The sequence below is a fragment of the Klebsiella sp. OBRC7 genome, assembly GCF_000293135.1.
In the GTDB taxonomy this organism is placed as follows: Bacteria; Pseudomonadota; Gammaproteobacteria; order Enterobacterales; family Enterobacteriaceae; genus Klebsiella; species Klebsiella michiganensis.
Map to the genome: position 1 here is coordinate 225,697 of NZ_ALNJ01000085.1, position 23,339 is coordinate 249,035.

At 56.1% G+C, this 23,339-nt stretch carries 23 protein-coding genes and 1 pseudogene; 16 read left to right on the top strand and 8 right to left on the bottom strand.

Annotated elements, in window-relative coordinates; all coding sequences use genetic code 11:
• Nucleotides 1-344: 344 nt before the first annotated feature.
• From HMPREF1144_RS17210 to HMPREF1144_RS17240, 7 genes and pseudogenes are all read left to right on the top strand, one after another.
• Nucleotides 345-1,565, top strand: a complete 1,221-nt coding sequence (locus tag HMPREF1144_RS17210; RefSeq protein ID WP_004850070.1) for an aspartate aminotransferase family protein — start codon at nt 345-347, stop codon at nt 1,563-1,565.
• The gene (gene astA, locus HMPREF1144_RS17215) at nt 1,562-2,596 is read left to right on the top strand and encodes an arginine N-succinyltransferase (RefSeq protein ID WP_009653386.1); all 1,035 of its coding nucleotides are present in this window, start codon (nt 1,562-1,564) and stop codon (nt 2,594-2,596) included. Before HMPREF1144_RS17210 ends, astA begins: the two co-directional genes overlap by 4 nt.
• Nucleotides 2,593-4,071, top strand: a complete 1,479-nt coding sequence (astD, locus tag HMPREF1144_RS17220; RefSeq protein ID WP_009653534.1) for a succinylglutamate-semialdehyde dehydrogenase — start codon at nt 2,593-2,595, stop codon at nt 4,069-4,071. The genes astA and astD overlap by 4 nt, the downstream gene beginning before the upstream one ends.
• Entirely contained in the window at nt 4,068-5,393 is a 1,326-nt protein-coding gene (astB, locus tag HMPREF1144_RS17225) for an N-succinylarginine dihydrolase (RefSeq protein ID WP_009653522.1), read from the top strand. Before astD ends, astB begins: the two co-directional genes overlap by 4 nt.
• A gap of 9 nt (nt 5,394-5,402) precedes the next feature.
• The gene (gene astE, locus HMPREF1144_RS17230) at nt 5,403-6,368 is read left to right on the top strand and encodes a succinylglutamate desuccinylase (RefSeq protein ID WP_004850079.1); all 966 of its coding nucleotides are present in this window, start codon (nt 5,403-5,405) and stop codon (nt 6,366-6,368) included.
• 349 nt (nt 6,369-6,717) lie between these two features.
• A complete protein-coding gene (gene spy / locus HMPREF1144_RS17235; RefSeq protein ID WP_004850080.1) occupies nt 6,718-7,200 on the top strand; it encodes an ATP-independent periplasmic protein-refolding chaperone Spy in 483 nt (160 codons plus the stop codon).
• 79 nt (nt 7,201-7,279) lie between these two features.
• A pseudogene (locus HMPREF1144_RS17240) lies at nt 7,280-7,543 on the top strand (DUF2207 domain-containing protein); the annotation flags it as partial.
• Nucleotides 7,544-7,577: 34 nt separating this feature from the next.
• Here HMPREF1144_RS17240 and cho read toward each other — a convergent pair.
• Nucleotides 7,578-8,438 carry an excinuclease Cho gene (gene cho / locus HMPREF1144_RS17245; protein WP_004850082.1) on the bottom strand — a complete coding sequence of 287 codons (861 nt, stop codon included), beginning with the start codon at nt 8,436-8,438 and terminating at the stop codon, nt 7,578-7,580.
• A 106-nt stretch (nt 8,439-8,544) separates the two neighbouring features.
• Nucleotides 8,545-9,372, bottom strand: coding sequence for an ammonia-dependent NAD(+) synthetase (gene nadE / locus HMPREF1144_RS17250; protein ID WP_004850083.1), 828 nt, complete (start codon nt 9,370-9,372; stop codon nt 8,545-8,547).
• 230 nt (nt 9,373-9,602) lie between these two features.
• On the opposite strand from nadE, the gene osmE reads away from it, so the two are divergent.
• From osmE to chbG, 7 genes are all read left to right on the top strand, one after another.
• Nucleotides 9,603-9,941, top strand: a complete 339-nt coding sequence (gene osmE / locus HMPREF1144_RS17255; RefSeq protein WP_004850085.1) for an osmotically-inducible lipoprotein OsmE — start codon at nt 9,603-9,605, stop codon at nt 9,939-9,941.
• 284 nt (nt 9,942-10,225) lie between these two features.
• Entirely contained in the window at nt 10,226-10,546 is a 321-nt protein-coding gene (chbB, locus tag HMPREF1144_RS17260) for a PTS N,N'-diacetylchitobiose transporter subunit IIB (protein WP_004101340.1), read from the top strand.
• Nucleotides 10,547-10,713: 167 nt separating this feature from the next.
• Nucleotides 10,714-12,072 carry a PTS N,N'-diacetylchitobiose transporter subunit IIC gene (chbC, locus tag HMPREF1144_RS17265; RefSeq protein ID WP_009653428.1) on the top strand — a complete coding sequence of 453 codons (1,359 nt, stop codon included), beginning with the start codon at nt 10,714-10,716 and terminating at the stop codon, nt 12,070-12,072.
• A 53-nt stretch (nt 12,073-12,125) separates the two neighbouring features.
• Nucleotides 12,126-12,473, top strand: coding sequence for a PTS N,N'-diacetylchitobiose transporter subunit IIA (gene chbA, locus HMPREF1144_RS17270; protein ID WP_004850090.1), 348 nt, complete (start codon nt 12,126-12,128; stop codon nt 12,471-12,473).
• Between the two features lie 12 nt (nt 12,474-12,485).
• Nucleotides 12,486-13,325 (top strand): transcriptional regulator ChbR, encoded by an 840-nt coding sequence (chbR, locus tag HMPREF1144_RS17275; RefSeq protein WP_071532282.1) that lies wholly within the window; start codon nt 12,486-12,488, stop codon nt 13,323-13,325.
• 102 nt (nt 13,326-13,427) lie between these two features.
• The gene (locus HMPREF1144_RS17280) at nt 13,428-14,774 is read left to right on the top strand and encodes a 6-phospho-beta-glucosidase (protein ID WP_009653470.1); all 1,347 of its coding nucleotides are present in this window, start codon (nt 13,428-13,430) and stop codon (nt 14,772-14,774) included.
• Nucleotides 14,775-14,786: 12 nt separating this feature from the next.
• Nucleotides 14,787-15,545: a chitin disaccharide deacetylase gene (gene chbG, locus HMPREF1144_RS17285; protein WP_004850094.1), complete on the top strand. Its 759-nt coding sequence runs from the start codon at nt 14,787-14,789 to the stop codon at nt 15,543-15,545.
• Nucleotides 15,546-15,587: 42 nt separating this feature from the next.
• Here chbG and katE read toward each other — a convergent pair whose 3' ends face one another.
• The gene (katE, locus tag HMPREF1144_RS17290; protein ID WP_009653418.1) at nt 15,588-17,846 is read right to left on the bottom strand and encodes a catalase HPII; all 2,259 of its coding nucleotides are present in this window, start codon (nt 17,844-17,846) and stop codon (nt 15,588-15,590) included.
• Between the two features lie 196 nt (nt 17,847-18,042).
• On the opposite strand from katE, the gene cedA reads away from it, so the two are divergent.
• Nucleotides 18,043-18,282, top strand: a complete 240-nt coding sequence (gene cedA, locus HMPREF1144_RS17295) for a cell division activator CedA (RefSeq protein ID WP_009653410.1) — start codon at nt 18,043-18,045, stop codon at nt 18,280-18,282.
• A gap of 76 nt (nt 18,283-18,358) precedes the next feature.
• Here the strand turns inward: cedA and HMPREF1144_RS17300 are convergent, their stop codons facing one another.
• The 4 genes from HMPREF1144_RS17300 to hxpB all read right to left on the bottom strand — a co-directional run bounded on the left by HMPREF1144_RS17300 (nt 18,359) and on the right by hxpB (nt 22,145).
• Nucleotides 18,359-19,750 carry an L-cystine transporter gene (locus HMPREF1144_RS17300; RefSeq protein ID WP_004850099.1) on the bottom strand — a complete coding sequence of 464 codons (1,392 nt, stop codon included), beginning with the start codon at nt 19,748-19,750 and terminating at the stop codon, nt 18,359-18,361.
• Nucleotides 19,751-19,884: 134 nt separating this feature from the next.
• Complete coding sequence (locus HMPREF1144_RS17305; protein ID WP_004850102.1) at nt 19,885-20,475, bottom strand: metal-dependent hydrolase; 591 nt, start codon at nt 20,473-20,475, stop codon at nt 19,885-19,887.
• A 91-nt stretch (nt 20,476-20,566) separates the two neighbouring features.
• Nucleotides 20,567-21,328, bottom strand: a complete 762-nt coding sequence (kduD, locus tag HMPREF1144_RS17310) for a 2-dehydro-3-deoxy-D-gluconate 5-dehydrogenase KduD (protein WP_004850103.1) — start codon at nt 21,326-21,328, stop codon at nt 20,567-20,569.
• Nucleotides 21,329-21,476: 148 nt separating this feature from the next.
• The gene (gene hxpB / locus HMPREF1144_RS17315) at nt 21,477-22,145 is read right to left on the bottom strand and encodes a hexitol phosphatase HxpB (RefSeq protein ID WP_009653387.1); all 669 of its coding nucleotides are present in this window, start codon (nt 22,143-22,145) and stop codon (nt 21,477-21,479) included.
• A gap of 129 nt (nt 22,146-22,274) precedes the next feature.
• On the opposite strand from hxpB, the gene HMPREF1144_RS17320 reads away from it, so the two are divergent.
• Nucleotides 22,275-22,811, top strand: a complete 537-nt coding sequence (locus tag HMPREF1144_RS17320) for a YniB family protein (protein ID WP_009653426.1) — start codon at nt 22,275-22,277, stop codon at nt 22,809-22,811.
• 32 nt (nt 22,812-22,843) lie between these two features.
• Here HMPREF1144_RS17320 and yciA read toward each other — a convergent pair whose 3' ends face one another.
• A complete protein-coding gene (gene yciA / locus HMPREF1144_RS17325; RefSeq protein ID WP_004850109.1) occupies nt 22,844-23,242 on the bottom strand; it encodes an acyl-CoA thioester hydrolase YciA in 399 nt (132 codons plus the stop codon).
• Nucleotides 23,243-23,339: the final 97 nt, after the last annotated feature.

Below are 23,339 nucleotides of genomic sequence, written 5' to 3' on the forward strand. Positions count from 1 at the left end.
GTAGCCTGTTTGCACAAACTGTGCACCATTCTGGAACGCGCTGCGCCAAAAAAGGGCGATTATTGCCGATAAATTTCGTCAAGGATCACAATTACAGAATTATATCTTACCCCTGCATAATCTTTCTATTTATTCCACTACAAAAGCCTCTTCTTGTATTTTTATTCACTTTTTATGCATTTTATGTGAATAGCGATCTTTCGTAACTTATTGATATTTCGTTGACGACTTCGATTTATGCATTTTTACCTCTGGCTGGCACGAACCGTGCAATCTACATTTACAGCGTAATAACCATATTCATTAACATTATTTAAACTTTTTATTTACCGGAAGAGGTCGATATGTCTCAGTCAATTACGCGTAGCAACTTTGATGAATGGATGATGCCTGTATACGCGCCAGCGGCTTTTATTCCGGTACGCGGCGAGGGGTCACGCCTGTGGGATCAGCAGGGAAAAGAGTATATCGATTTTGCCGGCGGCATCGCGGTGAACGCCCTCGGCCACGCTCATCCTCGGCTGGTTAAGGCGCTGACCGGGCAGGCGGAAAAGTTCTGGCATACCGGTAACGGCTATACCAATGAGCCGGTATTGCGTCTGGCTAAGCAGCTGATTGACGCCACTTTTGCCGACCGGGTCTTTTTCTGTAATTCCGGGGCCGAAGCCAACGAAGCGGCGCTAAAACTGGCACGCAAATATGCCCACGATCGTTTCGGTAGTGAGAAAAGCGGCATCGTGGCGTTCAAGAATGCCTTCCACGGCCGCACGCTGTTTACCGTTTCCGCGGGCGGCCAGCCGGCCTATTCGCAGGATTTTGCGCCGCTGCCGCCGCAGATTCAGCACGCCATCTATAACGACCTCGACTCGGCAAAGGCGCTGATCGACGACAACACCTGCGCGGTGATCGTCGAACCGATGCAGGGGGAAGGCGGCGTCGTGCCTGCGGATGCGGACTTCCTGCGCGGCCTGCGTGAACTTTGCGATGCGCACAACGCGCTGCTGATTTTCGATGAAGTCCAGACCGGCGTAGGCCGTACCGGGGAGCTGTACGCCTATATGCACTACGGCGTGACGCCGGACGTGCTTTCCACCGCGAAAGCGCTGGGCGGCGGTTTCCCGATCGGCGCGCTGCTGGCATCGGAGCGCTGCGCCAGCGTGATGACCGTCGGCACCCACGGCACGACCTACGGCGGCAACCCGCTGGCCTGCGCGGTGGCGGGAGAAGTGTTTGCCATCGTCAACACCCGCGAAGTGCTCAGCGGCGTTAAGCAGCGCCATCAATGGTTCTGCGAACGGCTCAACGCGATTAACGCGCGTTACGGCCTGTTTAAAGAGATTCGCGGCCTGGGGCTGCTTATCGGCTGCGTGCTGAAGGATGAATATGCCGGCAAGGCGAAGACCATCAGTAATGAGGCGGCGGAAGAGGGGCTGATGATGCTGATCGCCGGCGCCAACGTGGTGCGTTTCGCTCCGGCGCTGATTATCAGCGAAGAAGAGATCAACGCCGGGCTGGATCGCTTCGAACTGGCCTGCAAACGCTTTCTCGCGGGGGTCTCATCATGATGGTGATCCGTCCTGTAGAAAAAGGCGATCTGCCGGGGCTAATGACCCTGGCGGGCGAGACCGGCGGCGGCCTGACGTCGCTGCCGGCCGATGAAGCCACGCTGGCCGCGCGCATTGAACGTTCGCAGATGACCTGGCGCGGCGAGCTGCCGAAAAGCGAGCAGGGTTATGTGTTCGTTCTTGAGGACTGCGCCAGCGGCGCGGTAGCGGGAATTTGCGCCATTGAGGTGGCCGTCGGGCTTAACGACCCCTGGTACAACTATCGCGTCGGTACCCAGGTGCACGCATCGAAAGAGCTTAACGTCTACAACGCCCTGCCGACGCTGTTTCTCAGTAACGACCATACCGGCAGCAGCGAACTGTGCACGCTGTTCCTGGATCCAAAATGGCGTAAAGAGGGCAACGGCTATCTGCTGTCGAAATCGCGTTTTCTGTTTATGGCCGCCTTTCGCGAACGTTTCAACGATAAGGTCGTGGCGGAAATGCGCGGCGTCATTGACGAACACGGCTACTCGCCGTTCTGGGAGAGTCTCGGGAAACGCTTCTTCGCGATGGAGTTCTCCCGCGCCGACTACCTGTGCGGCACCGGGCAGAAGGCGTTTATCGCCGCGCTGATGCCGAAGCACCCGCTGTATATCGACTTTTTAAGCGACGAAGCGCGAGCGGTCATCGGCGAGGTCCATCCGCAAACCGCGCCGGCACGCGCGGTGCTGGAGAAAGAGGGATTTCGCTATCTCAACTATGTCGATATCTTCGACGGCGGCCCGACGCTGGAGTGCGAAATTGACCGGGTGCGGGCCATTCGCAAAAGCCGGCTGGTCACCGTCGTCGAAGGCCAGCCCGTGCCGGGCGAGTGGCCGGCCTGTCTGGTTGCTAATGAGCAGTACCAGCAGTTTCGCGCCATGCTCGTTCACGCCGACCCGGAGATCGACCGCATGGTACTAAGCGCCCGCGAGCTGGATGCCCTGAAATGCCACCCCGGCGACCAGATTCGCCTGGTTCGTCTGTGCCCTGAGGAGAAAAAATCATGAGTTTATGGATTAACGGCGACTGGCAAAGCGGTCGCGGCCCGGCCCGTAGTAAACATAACCCGGTAAGCCAGGCGCTGCTGTGGCAGGGCAACGATGCCGATGCCGGGCAGGTGGCGCTGGCGGTCACCGCGGCGCGCGCGGCGTTTCCCGCGTGGGCGCGTCAGCCGTTTGCCGCCCGGAAAGCGATAGCGGAAAAGTTTGCTTCGTTACTGGAAGCGAACAAAGGCGAATTAACCCGGATTATCGCCCAGGAGACCGGCAAACCGCGCTGGGAAGCGGCAACGGAAATTACCGCGATGATCAACAAAATCGCCATTTCGGTGAACGCGTATCATAGCCGTACGGGGGAAGCGCAGACCGCGATGGCGGACGGAGAGGCGACGCTGCGCCATCGGCCGCACGGCGTGCTGGCGGTCTTTGGCCCCTACAATTTTCCCGGACATCTGCCTAACGGGCATATCGTTCCGGCGCTGCTGGCGGGGAATACCGTGGTATTCAAACCCAGCGAGCTGACGCCTCAAAGCGGCGAGGCGGTGGTGAAACTATGGGCCGAAGCCGGCCTGCCGCCGGGCGTGCTTAACCTACTCCAGGGCGGGCGGGAAACCGGCGAAGCGCTGAGCGGCCAGTCTGACATCGACGGCCTGCTATTTACCGGCAGCTCGACGACGGGTTTTCAACTTCATCGCCAGCTTGCCGGGCAGCCGGAAAAAATTCTCGCTCTTGAGATGGGCGGCAACAACCCGCTGATCGTCGATGACCCACAGGATATCGACGCCGCGGTCCATCTGACCATTCAGTCGGCGTTTATTACTGCCGGACAGCGCTGCACCTGCGCGCGCCGGCTGCTGGTAAAACGCGGCGAGATCGGCGATGCGTTTCTTCAGCGGCTTGTGACGGTGTCACAAACGCTGATTCCCGACGCGTGGGACGCTGAACCTCAGCCGTTCCTCGGCGGGTTAATTTCAGCGCAGGCCGCGCAAAAGGTGCATCAGGCCTGGCTGGCCCACGTGGCCAGCGGCGGCAAAACCCTGCTGGAGCCGCGCCTGCTGCAGGCCGGAACTTCGCTGCTGACGCCGGGTATTATCGAGATGAGCGCGGTGGCGCAGGTGGCCGACGAAGAGGTCTTCGGGCCGCTGCTCTGCGTCTGGCGCTATGACCATTTCGATGAGGCGATTGCCCTCGCGAACGCGACCCGTTTCGGGCTTTCCTGCGGGCTGATCTCCGCCGAACGCGACAAATTCGACCAGCTGCTGCTGGAGGCGCGGGCCGGGATCGTTAACTGGAACAAACCCTTAACCGGCGCCGCCAGCACCGCGCCGTTCGGCGGTACCGGCGCTTCCGGTAACCACCGGCCGGGGGCGTGGTACGCCGCAGACTATTGCGCCTGGCCGATGGCCAGTCTCGAATCACCGGAGCTGGCGCTGCCGGCAATCCTCAGCCCCGGGCTGAATTTCCGTAAGGAGACATCACAATGAAAGCCCGGGAAGTGAACTTTGACGGGCTGCCGGGCCTGACCCACCACTATGCGGGTTTATCTTTCGGCAACGAAGCCTCGACGAAGCACCGCTATCGGGTGTCGAACCCGCAGCTGGCGGCAAAGCAGGGGCTGAAAAAAATGAAAGCGCTGGCGGATGCTGGCTATCCGCAGGCGCTGATCCCGCCGCAGGAGCGGCCAAACATTCCGCTGTTGCGGCAGATCGGTTTTAGCGGTAGCGATGAGCAGGTGCTGGAAAAGGCGGCGCGCCAGGCGCCGGAACTGCTCTCGGCGGTCAGCTCCGCGTCATCGATGTGGGTGGCTAACGCCGCCACGGTCTCGCCCTCGGCCGATTCGCTGGATGGCCGGGTGCATCTGACCGTCGCCAACCTGAACGATAAATTCCATCGCGCCAGCGAAGCGCCGACCACCGAAGCGCTGCTGCGGGCGATTTTCCCCGATGAGCAGCGGTTTGCCGTACACGGCGCGCTGCCCCAGGTATCGCTGTTCGGTGATGAAGGGGCGGCAAACCATAACCGCCTCGGCGGCGACTACGGCGCGCCCGGCGTGCAGCTGTTTATTTACGGCCGCCAGCAGGGGGGCGAAGATAATCCGCTGCGCTACCCGGCGCGGCAGACGCTCGAGGCCAGCCAGGCCGTCGCCCGCCTGAATCAGGTCAATCCCCGGCAGGTGATTTTCGCCCGACAAAATCCGGCGGTGATTGATAAAGGCGTGTTTCATAACGATGTGATTGCGGTAAGCAATCAGCAGGTGCTGTTTTGCCACGAGCAGGCGTTTGTTGACCAGCCGCAGCTCCTGCAGCAGCTGGCGCAGCAGGTCTCCGGCTTTACGCCGCTGGTGGTGCCGGCGAGTCAGGTTTCGGTGGAAGAGGCGGTGGCGACCTATCTGTTCAACAGCCAGCTGCTAAGCAAAGAAGAAGGCGGGATGCGGCTGATTTTGCCGCTGGAAGCGCAGGAACACCCGGGCGTCTGGCGCTACCTGAACCGGCTGGTGGAGGGCGATAACCCCATCGATGAGCTGCAGGTTTACGATCTGCGTGAAAGCATGGCCAACGGCGGCGGACCGGCCTGCCTGCGGCTGCGGGTGGTGCTGACGGAGGACGAGCGGCAGGCGGTGAATCCGGCGGTCATGATGAACGATACGCTGTTCGCCACTCTGAATGACTGGGTAGACCGCTACTATCGCGATCGCCTGACCCAGGTCGATCTCGCGGACCCGCAGCTGCTGCGAGAAGGCCGCGAGGCGCTCGACCGCTTAACGCAAATCCTGCGCCTGGGCTCAGTGTATCCGTTTCAGCAATAAGGAGGCGTCGTGGACGACTTTCTGGCACTTACTCTGGCGGGGCGTCTGCCCCACCATTTCCATGGTCAAACCGCGCATTTCCGCTGGCACTGGATTGACTGCGGTATTCTGCAGCTCATTCCTCATGAACCCTGCGATCGGTCATTGGTTTTGTCATCCGGGCTTCACGGCAATGAAACCGCACCGGTCGAAATCACCGATTTACTGCTGCGGCAGCTGTTTCGTGGGGAAATACCGCTCCGCTGGCGGCTGCTGGCGATCTTTGGTAACCCTCCGGCGCTGCGGGCCAACAAGCGCTATATGCACAGCGATATCAACCGGATGTTCGGCGAGCGTTGGCGCGCTTTTAGCGCCAGCGATGAAACCGTTCGCGCCCGGCAACTGGAGCATGCGCTGGCGCGATTTTATGCCGGGACGCCCGGCGAGCGCTGGCACCTGGATTTACATACCGCCATACGCGGTTCGCTGCATACCCGCTTTGGTGTCCTGCCGGCGCGGGATACGCCGTGGGATGAGGCGTTTTTGCGCTGGTTAGGGGCGGCAGGGCTGGAGGCGCTGGTGTTTCATCAGCAGCCTGGCGGGACTTTTACCCATTTCAGCTGTGAACGCTTTGGCGCGCGCTCCTGCACGCTGGAGCTCGGCAAGGCGCTACCATTTGGCGAAAACGATCTGCGCTTGTTCGCGGCGACTCAACGCGCGCTGTCGCTGCTGCTGGCGGGAGAAGTGACGGCGGAAGAGGCGCACGCGCCGCTGCGCTACAGGGTGGTACAGCAAATTACCCGCAGCAGCGACAGTTTCCAGCTGCATATGTCGGCGCAGACGCTGAACTTTACGCCGTTTGCCGCCGGGACGCTGCTTGCTGAGGATGGCGATACCCGCTACATAGTGGAAAGGGATCAAGAGTACGTTTTGTTTCCCAACCCCAGCGTTGCCTTCGGCCAGCGCGCCGGGCTCATGCTGGAGCGCTTCCGGTGAATCCGTCGCCCGTCCGGGCGGCGGCATTTATTTTAGCGTTTATTTTTCCGCAGCCATCTTATTTTTTCGTGCTCTGTCCATTGATTGCAGATTATTCCTGGTGAAATGCTTTGTTTTTAATCTCCGCTGATTTATAATCTTCATAATTTCCCATTAAAACAGCTGCTTATTTATTTTTTATTGCATTTACCCCCTCATTTTCCTTATTTTCTCCATAATTGGCGAGAAAATGTTTTTTACACTTTCAATGTTTTACGCTTGCTCTGATTAATTGACGATAAACGTCGTAAAGTTAATCTCGTCAACACGGCAACGCGCCGTAAGAATAACGCAAAGTAAGGATTGAACTATGAAGAAGATTACAGCACTGTTTGTTGCCTCTACTCTGGCTCTGGGCGCGGCTAACCTGGCCCACGCGGCTGACGCTACTGCAACCCCAACCGATAACGCGCCGATGATGCATCATAAGCGCGGACCTGCGGGCCCACATGAAATGATGTTTAAAGGGCTGAACCTGACCGATGCGCAGAAAACGCAAATCCGCGACATTATGAAGAGCCAGCGCGACAGCATGAAGCGTCCGTCCCTGGATGAGCGCCGCGCGATGCATGAGCTGGTAGCCAGCGATACCTTCGATAAGGCAAAAGCGGAAGCGCAGATTGATAAGATGGAAGCCCAGCATAAAGAGATGGCGCTGGCTCGTCTGGAAACCCAGAACAAGATTTACAACATTCTGACGCCGGAACAGAAAAAGCAGTTCAATGCCAATTTTGAGAAGCATCTGACAGATCGTAAAGCGCCGGAAGGTAAAATGCCTGCACCTGCTGAATAACTCAGCGCGCTGACTTAAGACCGCCGGTCTTGCCCAATAACGCCAACAGGCTTTGGGCAGGGCCGGCGGTTTTTTCTTATTTGAAGCACTGCTGCCGGTTGCCCTGGCGCTTGGCGTAGGGAAAACATGGGCAAATACCTTTGCCCACTACCTGAGTAGTACAGGCGCCGTGTCGCATGCGTTTGCCGGCACCGACTGTGGAAGCGTCCACCACTTCAGCGAAGCCTGCCGAACCGCCTCTATGTCAACGCCGGATAGCGGTTCAGGGAGCGGTTCATCATCAGGCTCCGGTTACAGCGGCTCCGGTTCCTCCGGAGGCGGCTCGGGCGGCGGCGGCTGGTAATTGCCCCAATAGCGTATCGGGGCTGACATTCACCTCACAAAGGATGGAGCTTATAGCGGCCGCTGAGCAGCGGCTTACACAATATTTTATAACCGTCATGGTCAAATTTGGCCGACAGGCGCGTGAGTGATGACGCCTGCGACAGAGACTCTACCGCGCCGAGCCAAAGCCAGTTTTGAATAATGTGGTATTGGGTCATATCCTCGCTGCTCTCTTCCAGTGCGATTGCCCCGGCCCAGGGCCAGCATACCAGCTGCATCTTTTGCATATTGTCGACCAGACGCTGCTGGTGTGCTTCAACGCTCTCTTTTCCGCAACAGGCGCCCGCGCAGCGGCCGAGCGCCGAACGAAAGCAGGCCCGCCCGCGGTTGAGCGGCTCGAGGCCCATTAATCCGTAGCACAGGCGATGCTCGTCGGCGATTTTTTGCAGCGCCTGCAGCGCCGCGCGGCGGTTGGCAAAAAGACCATAGAGATCGCTTTGCAGGGAAAAATCCAGCTCGCTGGCGTACACCACCTGTGGACGGGCGTCAGCCAGGCGTAATGAACATAGCTGTCGGTTTTGCCGCAGACGCTTATTGAATAGCGGCTGCTGTTCTTTAATGAGCTGTGCTTCTAATAAGAGTGCGCCCAGCTCTCCCGCCGTTCGTTGCCAGGTAATGCGCCGGGACTGGCGCAGCATCGCCGCTTCGTCGGGCGTGCGTAGATGCGACAACACCCGGCTGCGGATATTCACGCTTTTCCCGATATAGAGCGGTAGGGTATCGCTTTCGCCGTGGAACAGATACACCCCCGGCTGCCTGGGCAAAGCCTCAAGCCACGGACGCAGATGTTCGGGATACTCATAAATTGCCGCCGCTTCAAATTCGAGACGCGGGGCGGATTGCCTTCTTGCCACTTTTGCTCCTGGTGCTGGTTATTTATCCAGTATAGCAGTTGAAGGTAGAGGCGAAAAGGATAAAAAATCGCCCCGAACCGGGTCGGGGCGGAGGGGGAGAGGCGAATTACTTTTTCCAGAAGTCGTCGAAGACCGTAATCGGCGGTCTGCGTTTATGCTCGGTTTTCAAATACCAGCCTTCAATCGTTTTCGCAATTTTCTCATCCAGCGCTTTGCCTTCCAGATAATCATCAATATTTTCGTAGGTGACGCCCAGCGCCACTTCGTCCGGCAGGGAGGGGCGGTCGTCCTCAAGATCGGCGGTCGGCAGTTTTTTATAGAGATGTTCCGGGCAGCCTAGCTGGGCCAGCAGCTGTTTGCCCTGGCGTTTGTTAAGGCGAAAGATAGGGTTAATATCCGTACCGCCATCACCGTATTTGGTGAAGAATCCGGTAATGGCTTCCGCCGCATGGTCGGTACCCACCACGACGCCGTGGGTCATTCCGGCGATGCTGTACTGCGCCTTCATGCGTTCGCGGGCTTTTTCGTTACCGCGAACAAAGTCGCTAAGTTCAATCCCGGCCTCGCGCAGCGCCTGTTCGCTGGCCAGCACCGCGCCTTTGATATTGACCGTTAATACGCGATCCGGCTGAATAAAAGCGATAGCGTCCTGGCAGTCCTGCTCATCCGCCTGCACGCCGTAAGGCAGACGCACGGCAATAAACTGCAGGCTGCTGTCACCGGTTTCGGCACGCAGTTCGTTGATGGCTAACTGACACAATTTACCGGTTAGCGTTGAATCCTGGCCACCGCTGATGCCGAGGACCAGTGATTTAATAAAAGGGTATCTCTGAAGATAGGCCTTCAAAAAGTCTACGCTGCGGCGTATCTCGGCTTCGACATCGATCTGGGGTTTTGCGCCCAGCGCCTGAATAATCTCTTGTTGTAGCGTCATTGCGCCCTCCGGGAAGTGAATCTGTTTGCCAATCAGCAGTGGTTTAACCTACCTCTTTGCCGGTAAAACGACAAGGATCACAATTTTGAGTGAAGCAAAAGCAGGCAACCTCAACAAGAGGGGATTTATTATTAGAAAGCTCTTAATTTCGCTTCATTTCCACCTTCGGCTTGAAAAATAACGATATTTATTCCAGGCTTATTAACACGCCAAAAAAAAGAGGATGGTATATGAACAAGCATTTTGCAGGATTTCTGGGCGCAGCAGCAGTATTGACCCTGCTGGCAGGGTGTACGGCCTACGACCGTACGAAAGATCAGTTCACTCAACCCGTGGTTAAAGACGTTAAGAAAGGCATGACCCGCGCGCAGGTTGCGCAAATTGCCGGTAAACCTTCATCAGAAGTCACCATGATCCACGCGCGCGGTACCTGCCAGACATATATCCTGGGTCAACGCGATGGTAAAATTGAAACCTACTTCGTTGCGCTGGATGAAACCGGCCGCGTGATGAATTCTGGTTATCAGACCTGCGCCGAGTACGATACCGACCCACGCAACAGCAAGTAACGCCCCGCCATAGTGCTGATTCCTACGAAAGCCTGACCAGTGGTCGGGCTTTTTTATGAGTTCTGATGCTTATTTAATTGCGCGAATTATTTGAGGGAAATGTGAAGGCAGTCAAAACGCGAGGTCAATGAGAGACAATTCTGTTCAAGGAGGAATTATCCTGCTGCCGATCGATGCCGTATACTCAATGCATAAACAATACTAATTCAAAGAAATATCTCTTACCGCCTCTCGGGCATCAATGATGCAAAGAGGATCGGGTCACACACATTGAGGAAGCGTTCATGGAAAAGAAACATATCTACCTGTTCTGTTCTGCTGGGATGTCGACATCACTGCTGGTATCGAAAATGCGTGCCCAGGCCGAGAAGTATGAAGTGCCGGTGATTATTGAAGCATTTCCGGAGACCTTAGCCGGTGAAAAAGGACCTGATGCGGATGTCGTATTATTAGGCCCACAAATTTCCTATATGCTGCCGGACATTCAGCGTTTACTGCCAAATAAACCCGTAGAAGTCATTGATTCTGTTCTGTACGGTAAGATCGATGGTTTAGGTGTTCTGAAAGCGGCCGTTGCGGCCATTAAGAAAGCTGCTGCACAATAATTTTATTTTAAAACTCGACATCTTTCGGATGGCAGCGGTTAGAATTTCGTGAGGGTGTATTTTAGCTGCTCGCTGTCCGAAATACCCAGAGTTTATTTTCCCGTCAAAGAGTAATTTCATCTATCATTGCCGCAATGACTATATTGCGGCCTTAAAGGGTATTTATTATGAGTAAAGTGATTGACTCGCTTGAAAAGGTACTCCTGCCTTTTGCCGTCAAAATAGGAAGGCAGCCCCACGTCAATGCAATTAAAAACGGCTTTATTAAGTTAATGCCATTGACGCTAGCCGGGGCGATGTTTGTTTTAATTAACAACGTATTTTTGAGCTTTGGCGACGGTTCATTCTTTTATTCAATGGGCATCCGTCTGGATGCTTCTACAATAGAAACGCTTAACGGTTTTAAAGCTATCGGCGGTAACGTTTATAACGGTACGCTTGGCATTATGTCGCTCATGGCACCTTTCTTTATTGGCTCCGCTTTAGCTGAGGAGCGGAGAGTAGACCCGATGGCCGCCGGTTTACTGGCCGTTGCGGCATTTATGACCGTCACGCCTTATAGCGTCGGTGAAGCCTACGCCGTGGGCGCGAACTGGTTAGGCGGCGCCAATATCATTTCTGGTATTGTCATCGGTCTGGTCGTTGCCGAGATGTTCACCTTTATCGTTCATCGCAACTGGGTGATTACGCTGCCGTCCAGCGTGCCGGCCTCGGTTTCCCGTTCATTCTCTGCGGTTATTCCGGCCTTTATTATCCTCTCGATTATGGGGATTATCTCCTGGGCGTTGACCCACTGGGGAACTAACTTCCACCAGATCATCATGGACACTATCTCCACGCCGCTGGCTTCAATGGGCGCCGTCGTAGGCTGGGCATACGTCATTTTCACCTCGCTGCTGTGGTTCTTCGGCGTACACGGGTCGCTGGCGCTGTCAGCGCTGGATAGCGGAATCATGACGCCGTGGGCGCTGGAAAACATCGCAACCTACCAGCAGTACGGTTCCGTCGAGGCCGCGCTGGCCGCGGGTAAGAGCTTCCATATGTGGGCCAAGCCGATGCTGGATTCCTACATCTTCCTTGGCGGTACCGGCGCGACTCTGGGCTTAATCATCGCCATCTTTATCGCTTCACGTCGTGAGGATCATCGTCAGGTGGCGAAACTGGCGCTGCCGTCAGGCATCTTCCAGATTAACGAGCCAATCCTGTTCGGTCTGCCGATCATTATGAACCCGGTGATGTTTATCCCCTTCATTCTGATTCAGCCTCTGCTGGCGGCTATCACCATGACGGCTTATACCCTGGGCGTCATTCCGCCGATTACCAATATCGCGCCGTGGACCATGCCGACCGGTTTAGGCGCCTTCTTTAACACCAACGGTAGCGTAGCCGCTCTGCTGCTGGCCCTGTTCAACCTTGCCGTGTCCACCCTGGTCTACCTGCCGTTTGTGGTGATTTCCAACAAAGCGCAGGGCGTCATTGAGCAGGAAGAGAGCGAAGAAGATATCGCTAACGCACTGAAATTCTAATATTGAGCGGTACGGGAGATTTCCCGTACCGTCCTGGAAATAAGGGAGTCATTATGTTTGATCTGGATAACATCGCAGCAGAAGAGACCGCGGTAAACGACCTCGAAGAGGTGGTGATGGGGCTGATTATCAACTCCGGTCAAGCGCGCAGCCTGGCTTATGCCGCGCTGAAGCAGGCAAAGCAGGGAGATTTCGAGGCGGCGAAAACGATGATGGAACAGTCGCGTATGGCGCTGAGCGAAGCGCATCTTGTGCAGACGCAGCTGATTGAGAGCGATGAGGGCGAAGGCAAAATGAAGGTGAGCCTGGTGCTGGTTCATGCGCAGGATCATCTGATGACCTCAATGCTGGCTCGTGAGCTGGTTGCCGAATTGATTGAGCTGCACGAGAAGGTACAATAGGTCATCGACACGATGAGGCAGCCAAAGATGATGACCACTGAAATCAGTACCGCCCGGGAGCAACAACTCTTTAACGGCAAGAACTTTCATGTGGTCATCTATAACAAAACGGAGAGCGTAAGCGGGCTTCACCAGCATGATTACTACGAGTACACCATCGTTTTAACCGGGCGCTATTATCAGGTGATTAATGGTAAGCGGGTGCTGCTGGAGCGCGGGGATTTTGTCTTTATCCCAATGGGGTCGCATCACCAGAGTTTTTATGAATTTGGCGCGACGCGCATTCTTAACGTTGGCATCAGCAAAAGTTTCTTTGAGAAACATTATCTGCCGCTGCTGCCGTTTGGTCTGGTCGCCTCACAGGTCTATGCCGTTAAAAGTACTTTTCTCAGTTATATTGAGTCGGTTATTGCATCACTGAATTTTCGCGAAACTGAATTCGACGAATTTATCGAGTTGGTGTCTTTTTACACCCTGAATCGTTTGCGGCACTATCGTGAAGAACCTACGGAAGACGTTATTCCGCAATGGTTAAAAAATACCGTTGAGGGTATGCACGATAAGCTTAAATTTGGCGAGGGGGCGCTGGAAAATATGGTCGAGCTTTCCGGGAAAACTCAGGAATACTTAACCCGGGCAACCCAGCGTTATTACGCCAAAACGCCGATGCAGATGATTAATGATATTCGCATCAACTTCGCCAAAAAACAGCTGGAGATAACCAACTACTCGGTGACCGATATCGCCTATGAGTCGGGGTACAGTAGCCCAAGTCTGTTTATTAAAACATTCAAGAAGCTGACTTCCTTTACCCCCAGCAGCTATCGGAAACACCTCACCAGTATTAATTAACCGGGCGCGGAATAGTCCGCGCGGTCTAAATATTCAAATTAACTGTCCGTATTTAAACGGAGAGCGGGTGCCGCATACGCGCTATCCGCAAGGGAGAAAAAGATGAGCCAAAAATTGAAGGTAGTGACTATCGGCGGCGGCAGCAGCTATACCCCGGAATTACTGGAAGGATTCCTGAAGCGTTATCATGAACTGCCGATTAGCGAACTGTGGCTGGTGGACGTCGCGGAAGGGCAGGAAAAGCTCGATATTATCCACGCGCTGTGCCAACGCATGGTGGAAAAAGCCGGCGTCCCGATGAAAGTCTACAAGACCCTCGATCGCCGCGCGGCGCTGGAAGGCGCAGATTTCGTCACCACCCAGCTGCGCGTCGGCCAGCTTAAGGCGCGCGAAAAGGATGAGCGTATTCCGCTGAGCCACGGCTATTTAGGCCAGGAAACCAACGGCGCGGGCGGACTGTTTAAAGGTCTGCGCACCATTCCGGTCATTTTTGACATTGTGAAAGATGTGCAGGAAGTCTGTCCGAACGCCTGGGTGATTAACTTTACCAACCCGGCGGGCATGGTGACCGAAGCGGTTTATCGTCATACCGGCTTTAAGCGCTTTATTGGCGTGTGCAATATTCCTATCGGCATGAAGATGTTTATCACCGATGTGCTGAAGCTGAGCCCAAGCGATGAGCTCAATATCGATCTGTTTGGTCTGAACCATCTGGTGTTCGTGCGGGATGTGCTGGTCAACGGCGTTTCGCGCTTTGACGAGCTGCTTGACGGCGTGGCGTCGGGTCGATTGAGCGCAAACTCGGTGAAAAATATCTTTGATTTGCCGTTTAGCGAAGGGCTGCTCCGTTCGCTGCGCCTGATCCCTTGTTCCTATCTGCTCTACTACTTTAAGCCAAAAGAGATGCTGGCGATTGAAATGGGCGAGTACTACAAAGGCGGCGCCCGCGCGCAGGTGGTGCAGAAGGTTGAGAAACAGCTGTTTGAGCTGTACAAAGATCCGGATCTGAACGTTAAACCAAAAGAGCTGGAACAGCGCGGCGGGGCGTATTACTCCGACGCCGCCTGTGAAGTGATTAACGCCATTTACAATGATAAGCAGGCCGAACATTACGTGAACGTGCCGCATCACGGCCATGTGGATAACATCCCGGCCGACTGGGCGGTCGAGATGACCTGTACGCTGGGTCGCGACGGTGCGAAACCGACGCCGCGCATCACGCATTTCGACGAAAAAGTGCTGGGACTGATTTACACCATTAAAGGCTTTGAAGTCGCGGCCAGCGAAGCGGCAATCAGCGGTAAACTGGATGATGTGCTGCTGGCGCTTAACCTGAGCCCGCTGATCCACTCCGATCGTGACGCCGAACAGCTGGCGCGTGAGATGATCCTTGCGCACGAGCAGTGGCTGCCAAACTTTGCGGCGACTATCGAAAAACTGAAACAGTAACGGGAGCGGCTTATGGAACGCGTGTTAATCGTCAATGCCGATGACTTTGGCCTCAGCAAAGGGCAAAACTACGGCATTATCGAAGCCTGCAAGAACGGTCTGGTCACCTCCACGACGGCGCTGGTCAACGGCGCGGCGATCGGCCACGCTGCCCAGCTTAGCCGCTGCGTCCCTGAGCTGGCGGTGGGGATGCACTTTGTCCTGACGCTGGGCGAACCGCTGTCGGCGATGCCGGGCTTAACCCGCGAAGGTCGTCTCGGTAAGTGGATTTGGCAGATGGCGGAAGAGGATAGCCTGCCGTTGGATGAGATCGCGCACGAGCTGGAGTGCCAGTACCGGCGCTTTGTCGAGCTGTTTGGCCATGAGCCGACGCATATCGACAGCCATCACCATGTGCATATGATTGCGCAGATTTACCCCATCGTTGCCGCCTTTGCGCGCGAGAAAGGGGTGGCGCTGCGGATTGACCGGCAGCTGGCGACGCTGTCAGGATTATCGCAGGATGCGGCGCGCAGCAGCGATGGGTTTACCAGCGAGTTTTACGGGGAAGGGGTTTCGGAAGCGCTGTTTCTGCAAACCCTGGATGCCTCTATCCAGCGTGATGAGCGATCGCTGGAGGTGATGTGCCACCCGGCGTTCGTTGATAACACGATTATGGGTAGCGCCTATTGCTATCCGCGCCTGACCGAACTGGACGTGCTCACCGCCGAGTCGCTGAGGTATGCAATTGCCGAGCGCGGCTACCGGCTCGGCACCTATCGCGATGTGTAAGTAAAGAGAAGTGAGAAGCCCGGCAGAAATGCCGGGCTTTTGTTATGCCGGGATCGCGGCAATTTTGGCGCTTCTCGACCACACCCGATGCGCCGCCATAAGGGTAATCAGTGCATCCACCGACGAATTATCGATGGGGTCCGTCTCAACGATGCCTTCTTCCCCCTGACTGGCAACCTGCAGCGGCGCTTTGCACTGCCGGGCATCGCCTGCCAGCAGAATCGGCTTCAGGTGTTTATAGGCTTCCAGCAGATAGTAGTGGAAATCACCGTTGTTGCTCAGGCTTTGCAGATCGCCGCCGGGAACAATGACCGCGTCCACGGTAAGCGATGGCGACCCGGCAAAGGTCCCGGCCACCGGCAGCTCGGTACCGTCATCGGCCTGCACTTTCCCCATTCGGGAATAGAGTAATTTGGCATGCACCCCGTGCGCTTTCAGCGACTTGAGCAGCGTCAGGAGCTCTTTGGCGACCGGACGATCGTTAAGCAGTACCGCCACCACCCGGCCTTTTACGTCACCGCTGGGAAGGGCGTACAGGCTTAACGTAGGATCCTTTTTCAGACCGTTAACATCCGGCGGCGGTGTGATGCTGCGCTGTTCGTCGGTGAGCTCAATACCCAGATTTTTACCCACCGCCTGAGCCAGCTGCAGGTCGATATGCGCCAACTGATCGACCACCCGCTCGCGGATCCACTCCCTGACGACCTTGCTCAGCTCGAAGCTGAATCCATCGATAATATGCTGCTGCTCAATAGGCGTCTGGCTACGCCAGAACAGCAGGGGCTGCGAGTAATATTCGCCAAACGACGGACTGCGCTGGCGAATCTTTTCCCCGTCAACCCGCTCGGCATAGGATTCAAAGCCGCCGCGTTTAGCGGCCGGCGGCGTTTCCCGCGGCCAGTTATCGTTGATAGAGTTAGGTTCATAGTTTGCCGGGTTGGTATCAATATCCATCCGGTGCATGCCGTCGCGCTGGAAATTATGGTACGGGCAGGTGGGTTTATTGATCGGGATTTCATGGAAATTCGGCCCACCGAGGCGGCTGATCTGCGTATCGGTATAGGAGAAGAGTCGGCCCTGCAGCAGCGGATCGTTGCTGAAGTCTATTCCCGGAACGATATGCCCTGGATGGAAGGCCGCCTGTTCGTTTTCGGCAAAGAAGTTGTCCGGGTTGCGATTGAGGACCATCTTACCGACGCGCTGCACCGGGACCAGCGCTTCCGGAATCAGCTTGGTGGGATCCAGCAGATCGAAATCAAAAGCAAACTCGTCCTCTTCCGGGATCAGCTGTAAGCCCAGCTCGTACTCAGGATAATCGCCGGCTTCAATCGCTTCCCATAAATCACGGCGGTGGAAATCGGGATCGCGACCGGTCAGCTTTTGCGACTCGTCCCATACCAGGGAGGCTTTGCCCGCGACCGGCTTCCAGTGAAAACGTACGAAGGTGGCTTTACCTTCCGCGTTAATCAGGCGGAAGGTGTGGATGCCGAACCCTTCCATCGTGCGGTAGCTGCGGGGCAATCCGCGGTCGGACATCGCCCACATCACGTTATGCAGCGTTTCGGGCTGCAGTGAGACGTAATCCCAGAACGTGTCGTGCGCGCTTTGCCCCTGCGGGACGGCCCAGTGCGGCTCGGGTTTAACCGCATGGACGAAATCAGGGAACTTGATCGCGTCCTGAATAAAAAAGATCGGCGTGTTGTTGCCGACCAGGTCAAAGATGCCCTCGTCGGTATAAAACTTGGTGGCAAAGCCGCGGATGTCGCGCACCGTATCGGCGGAGCCTGCGCCGCCCTGAACGGTGGAAAACCGGACGAAGACCGGCGTTTTTTTCTGCGGATCGCAGAGGAAAGCCGCTTTGGTGATATTGCTTAAATCGCTGTACGCCTGGAAATAGCCGTGCGCAGCGGAGCCGCGGGCATGGACGATCCTCTCAGGAATGCGCTCGTGGTCAAAATGGGTAATTTTTTCGCGCAGGATAAAATCTTCCAGCAGCGTTGGGCCGCGTTTGCCCGCGCGCAGCGAGTTCTGGTCGTCTGCGATGCGTACGCCCTGATTGGTGGTGAGCGCAAAATCCTCGCCGCCTTTACGCTGTTTTTCAAGGGCATCGAGCTTTTCGCTGTGCGTATCCGGGGCCTTCACACTGCCCGGGGCGGTCGGCTCTTCACCTGGGGCGGTGGGATGCGGCGTGGGCCGCCAGTTCTGGTCTTCGGGGGCTAAGGCATCCAGACCTGGTTTTGCTTCGCGGTCGTCGTGAACCGGTGATTGATGGGGTTGCGGTTTATGGTGTTTATCAGACATTGCTCGCTCCTGCTTTCATTGCTGAAAATGGTCGTTGCTAAACCAAAACCCTTCTAATTGTAGAACATCATTTCAAGAATATATTTTTATAAGAGTTTTACTACTAAAGGGCCGCAAGCTGGGGGCGACGAAAGGGGGTTTTTTCGGCTATGATAGGGGTTTCTGTTTCCCGCTGTGTTTAGTGAATCTATTTGTGATGAAACCACTTCGCCAACAAAATCGTCAGGTCATTAGCTACGTGCCGCGAGTCGAGCCTGCGCCGCCGGAACACGCCGTCAAAATGGATGGTTTTCGCGACGTTTGGGTTTTGCGGGGTAAATACGTTGCTTTTGTGCTGATAGACGAACATTTTCGTCGCTCCCCGCCGTTTAACGTGCCGGAAGCGGCGCAGCGCTGGGCGACGCAAATGAGGCAGGAAGGTGAAATCGACGCCTGAATGTGCCGGGCACAATAAAAAAACCGCTGAAAATCAGCGGTTTTTTTGTTTTTAATAACCTGAAGTGCGGGCCCGCTTAGCGGTGCGCCAGCTCCGCGTCCTCTTCGCTATCGAGAATAGCTTTATCGGTTTGACGCAGCCACTGGCTGGTCAGGGTACCGGCGGTCATGGAACCGCTTACGTTCAGCGCGGTACGGCCCATATCAATCAGCGGCTCAACCGAGATCAGCAGCGCCACCAGCGTGACAGGCAGGCCCATCGCCGGCAGGACGATCAGGGCGGCAAAGGTCGCGCCGCCGCCCACGCCCGCGACCCCGGCGGAACTGACGGTCACGATGCCCACCAGCGTCGCAATCCACAGCGGATCGAGCGGGTTAATACCGACGGTAGGGGCGACCATCACGGCGAGCATCGCCGGATAGAGGCCCGCGCAGCCGTTCTGGCCGATGGTGGCGCCGAACGATGCGGAGAAGCTGGCGATAGACTCCGGCACGCCCAGGCGACGCGTTTGCGCTTCCACGTTCAGCGGAATAGACGCCGCGCTGGAGCGGCTGGTAAAGGCGAAGGTCAATACCGGCCAGACTTTACGGAAGTACTTCAGAGGACTCACGCCGTTGACCGCCAGCAGCAGACCGTGCACCACGAACATGATGCCCAGACCAATATAGGAGGCGATAACGAAGCTGCCGAGCTTGATGATGTCCTGCAGGTTAGAGCCCGCGACTACCTTGGTCATCAGCGCCAGCACGCCGTACGGCGTTAACTGCATCACCAGGCGCACCAGCTTCATTACCCAGCTCTGCAGCGTGTCGATGGCGGTGAGTACGCGCTGGCCTTTGGCGACGTCATCTTTCAGCAGCTTCAGCGCCGCGACGCCGAGGAACGCGGCGAAGATAACCACGCTGATAATCGACGTTGGGTTCGCGCCGGTCAGATCGGCAAACGGGTTTTTCGGTACGAAAGAGAGGATCAGCTGCGGGACGCTCAGGTCCGCGACTTTACCGGCGTAATTGCTCTGAATGGCGTTGAGGCGGGCGGTCTCCGCGCTGCCCTGAACCAGCCCTTCGGCGGTCAGGCCAAACATATTAGTGACCAGCACCCCGACCAGCGCCGCAATCAGCGTGGTGAACAGCAGGGTTCCAATACTGAGGAAGCTGATTTTACCCAGCTGCGAGGCATTATGCAGACGGGCGACCGCGCTCAGAATGGAGGCGAAAACCAGCGGCATGACGATCATTTGCAGCAGTTGAACATAGCCGTTACCGACGATATTGAACCACTGGATAGAATCCTTCAGCACCGGGCTGTCGGAACCATAGATAAGCTGCAGCGCCAGGCCGAAGACAACGCCGATAACCAGACCGACCAGCACTTTTTTAGCGAGGCTCCACTGTTTATGGCGGGTTTGGGCCAGCGCCAACAGTAAAACCGCGAACACGACTACGTTCGCTATTAATGGAAAGTTCATCCCCGTTCTCCTGATATCTTTTATTACCGGGCTGGTCAATAACCAACTCTTATGACGGCAAGGGTAGCAGAAGGCGTTATTCGTTACTTATATTCAAATGGAATTGATTATAACCAATTGAATAATTCGCTGGTTTATCGTCCAGCCTGGTGGCTAATTAAGCGATTAAAGGTGGTTTGCAAAGAATTAATCATGTCCGATGACCAGCGAATGGCGCTGTTTTCGGCAACGTTTTGCGGCATCCATACGGCATAGATAAACAGCGCCATACACAGCGCGCGCTCCAGCTGGTTGCCCTTGCGCGGTGCAAGGAGGGGCAGGCGAAAACGCCAGCGGCAGGGCCAGAGCAGCGGAACCCCGGCAGGGGTGAGCATGTCGGCGAGAATATGGCTGAGGTAGCCAAGAACCAGGCCCTGAACCGCATCTGCCGGCACTATCCAGCTTTCCGGTACTTTCAATGAGAAAATCGCGACCGCGCCAAAGACTACCAGCAGGCTATGGGTGAAGCCGCGATGGCCAAAGGCGCGCGCTATCGGTTTTGATATCCAGCTTAATCGCTGACCGAGAAACGACTTAGGGTGATCGATATCCGGCAGCAGACAGGTCAGGATGGCGGAAGGAACGATGTGCCACCAGTCGCCCTGAGCCAGCACGGGGGTCAATTCCGCGTTTTTCGCAAATACCGCACAGGCGATAGAGAAGAGGAGGTGGCCTTCCGCCGTCATGATAAACACCCTAAACTGTCAATTCATACAGTATAGGGTTTTTATACAGTGTGCGGAAGAGGTGACGGTGTAACTCTTTGTCACAAAAACATCAGCGTGCCAGCCAGCCGCCATCTACCGCCAGCGTAAAGCCGCTAATGTAATCCGCCGCCCGGGAGGCGAGAAAAACGACCGGCCCCTGAAGGTCATCCGGCACGCCCCAGCGCCCGGCCGGAATACGATCGAGAATCGCTTTGCTGCGCTCGGCGTCTTCACGCAGCTGCTGGGTATTGTTGGTGGCCATGTATCCCGGAGCAATGGCGTTAACGTTGATGCGATGCCCCGCCCATTCGTTGGCCATCAGGCGGGTAATGCCTAGTACGCCGCTTTTTGACGCGGTATAGGAGGGCACCCGAATCCCCCCCTGAAAGGAGAGCATTGAGGCAATGTTAACGATTTTCCCGCCGTCACCCTGCTGAATAAACTGCCTGGCGACCGCCTGTGAAAGAAAGAACACCGACTTCAGATTCAGGTTAATCACCTCGTCCCAGTCCTTCTCGCTAAAGGAGAGCGCATCGGCGCGGCGGATGGTTCCCGCATTGTTGACCAGAATATCTACCCGGCCCATGGCGGCCACGGCCCGATCGACAATGGTTTCAATCTCATCCTGCTGGCTCAGATCGGCCTGAATAGCGGTAAAGCGCCGGCCCAGCGCCTGAACCTTCTCTGCGGTTTCATGGGGGATCCGGCGATTCACGCCGACGATATCGCACCCGGCCTGCGCAAGGCCCAACGTCATTCCCTGGCCCAGCCCGGTATCACAACCCGTCACGATAGCGACCTTGCCCGTAAGGTCAAAGGCGTTCAGTACCATATGCACCTCTGTATGCTGATTTCACGCGTTAAATAACGCCGTTGAGACAAGCATAGAGGGCGGGAGAAGAAAAAACAAATAAAAATGAAACGCTGTTTTAATTTTGTGATGATGAGACGGTGCCGCTATCTCATCATCAGCGGCAGGATTAACCGAGCAGGTCGCTCAGGGTGAGGGATTCAAGGGTGGCAAGCTTCACGTCCGCTAACACGAAGCGCGGATCGCGGCTGTTTTCCGCTTCCGGTACGACGATAGATCGCATTCGGGCCGCTTTGCTGGCAATCATGCCGTTAACCGAGTCTTCCAGCGCCACGCAGTGCATCGGGCTGAGGCCGAGTCTGGCGGCGCAGTCCAGATAGACCTGCGGGTGCGGTTTGCTGAACGGCAGCCCTTCGGCGGAAGCGAGGGCGTCAAACTGGTCGCGCAGTTCAAACATGGTGAGGACTTTTTCCAGCATCCGCAGCGGCGAAGCCGACGCCAGGCCGATTTTCAACCCCTGGGCTTTGCACATCGCCACCGCTTCCCGCGCTCCGGGGAGGAGCGGACGCGCTTCTTCCACCAGCTGGATGGCGCGGTTGATGATCCGCGCGGTGACTTCGGCACGATCCGGGCCTTTCCATGGCTGCTGGGCAAACCACAGATCGACGACTAAATCGATGCGCAGCCCCAGGATATCGGGCATTTCATGGCGGCGGCTGATATCCACCCCGAGGCTTGCCATCACCTCCAGCTCCGCTTTATCCCACAGCGGCTCAGAATCAATCAGTAAACCATCCATATCAAAAATCGCGGCGTGAATCTGGCGCCTGGCTGACATAAGTCCCTCTCCTGTAGCGTAAGTAGATAACGAATCGGCACTCATGGTATATCATACCGCGCATTATTGGGCGAAATTCGCCGACGAAGGTAGACTTAGGGTAGACAGGCGTCTTAACAAGGGGAACCCATGACGTATCAACAAGCTGGACGCGTTGCAGTACTTAAACGTATTTTGGGGTGGGTGGTATTTATCCCGGCGGTTATCTCGACGCTGATCTCCGTGCTGAAGTTTATGTACGAGCACAGTGAGAAAAAACCGGGCATTGACGCGGTGATGATGGACTTTGCTCATGTGATGATTGAGATGATGCGTTTCAATACGCCGTTCCTGAATTTCTTCTGGTACAACTCGCCGCTGCCGGACTTTAAGCACGGTATGAATATTGGCTTCTGGGTTATCTATATTCTGGTGTTCGTCGGCATGGCGCTACAGGCCTCCGGAGCGCGGATGGGGCGCCAGGCGAAGTTTCTGCGCGAGGGCGTTGAGGATCAGCTGATTCTGGAGCAGGCGAAAGGGGCCGAAGGGCTGACGCGCGAACAAATCTCTGAACGCGTTGTGGTGCCGCGCCATACCATTCTGGTGCAGTATTTTCCGCTATACGTCCTGCCGGTTATTATTATTGTGCTGGGCTACTTCTTCTTCTCTTTACTCGGCTTTCTGTAAAAGACCGGCCCGGAAGCGCCGGGCCGGCAGAATTACTGGGCGGGAAGGGCGCGCGGTTTACCCTCATTATCTACCGCGACGTAGATAAACAGCGCTTCGGTTGCTTTGTAGCGCTGGCCGATGGGTTCAGACGACACCTTCTTGACCCACACTTCCATATTGATGGTTATCGACGTATTGCCGCGCTTCACGCAGCTGGCGTAGCAGCACACCACGTCGCCGACCGCGACCGGGCGTAAAAAAGTCATGCCGTCGACGCGCACGGTCACGACGCGACCGTGGGCAATCTCTTTGGCCATAATCGCCCCGCCAATATCCATCTGCGACATCAGCCAGCCGCCGAAAATATCGCCGTTAGCGTTGGTGTCCGCCGGCATCGCCAGGGTGCGTAATACCAATTCGCCCTTCGGCGTAAGATCTGTTGTTGTCATTCTATACTCTGTACTAGTCAAAGATGATCAGGCGGATGCTACTATGAAAATGACGCTGAGAGAATAGGGAATACGCCCGCGATAGCGGGCGCGAGGG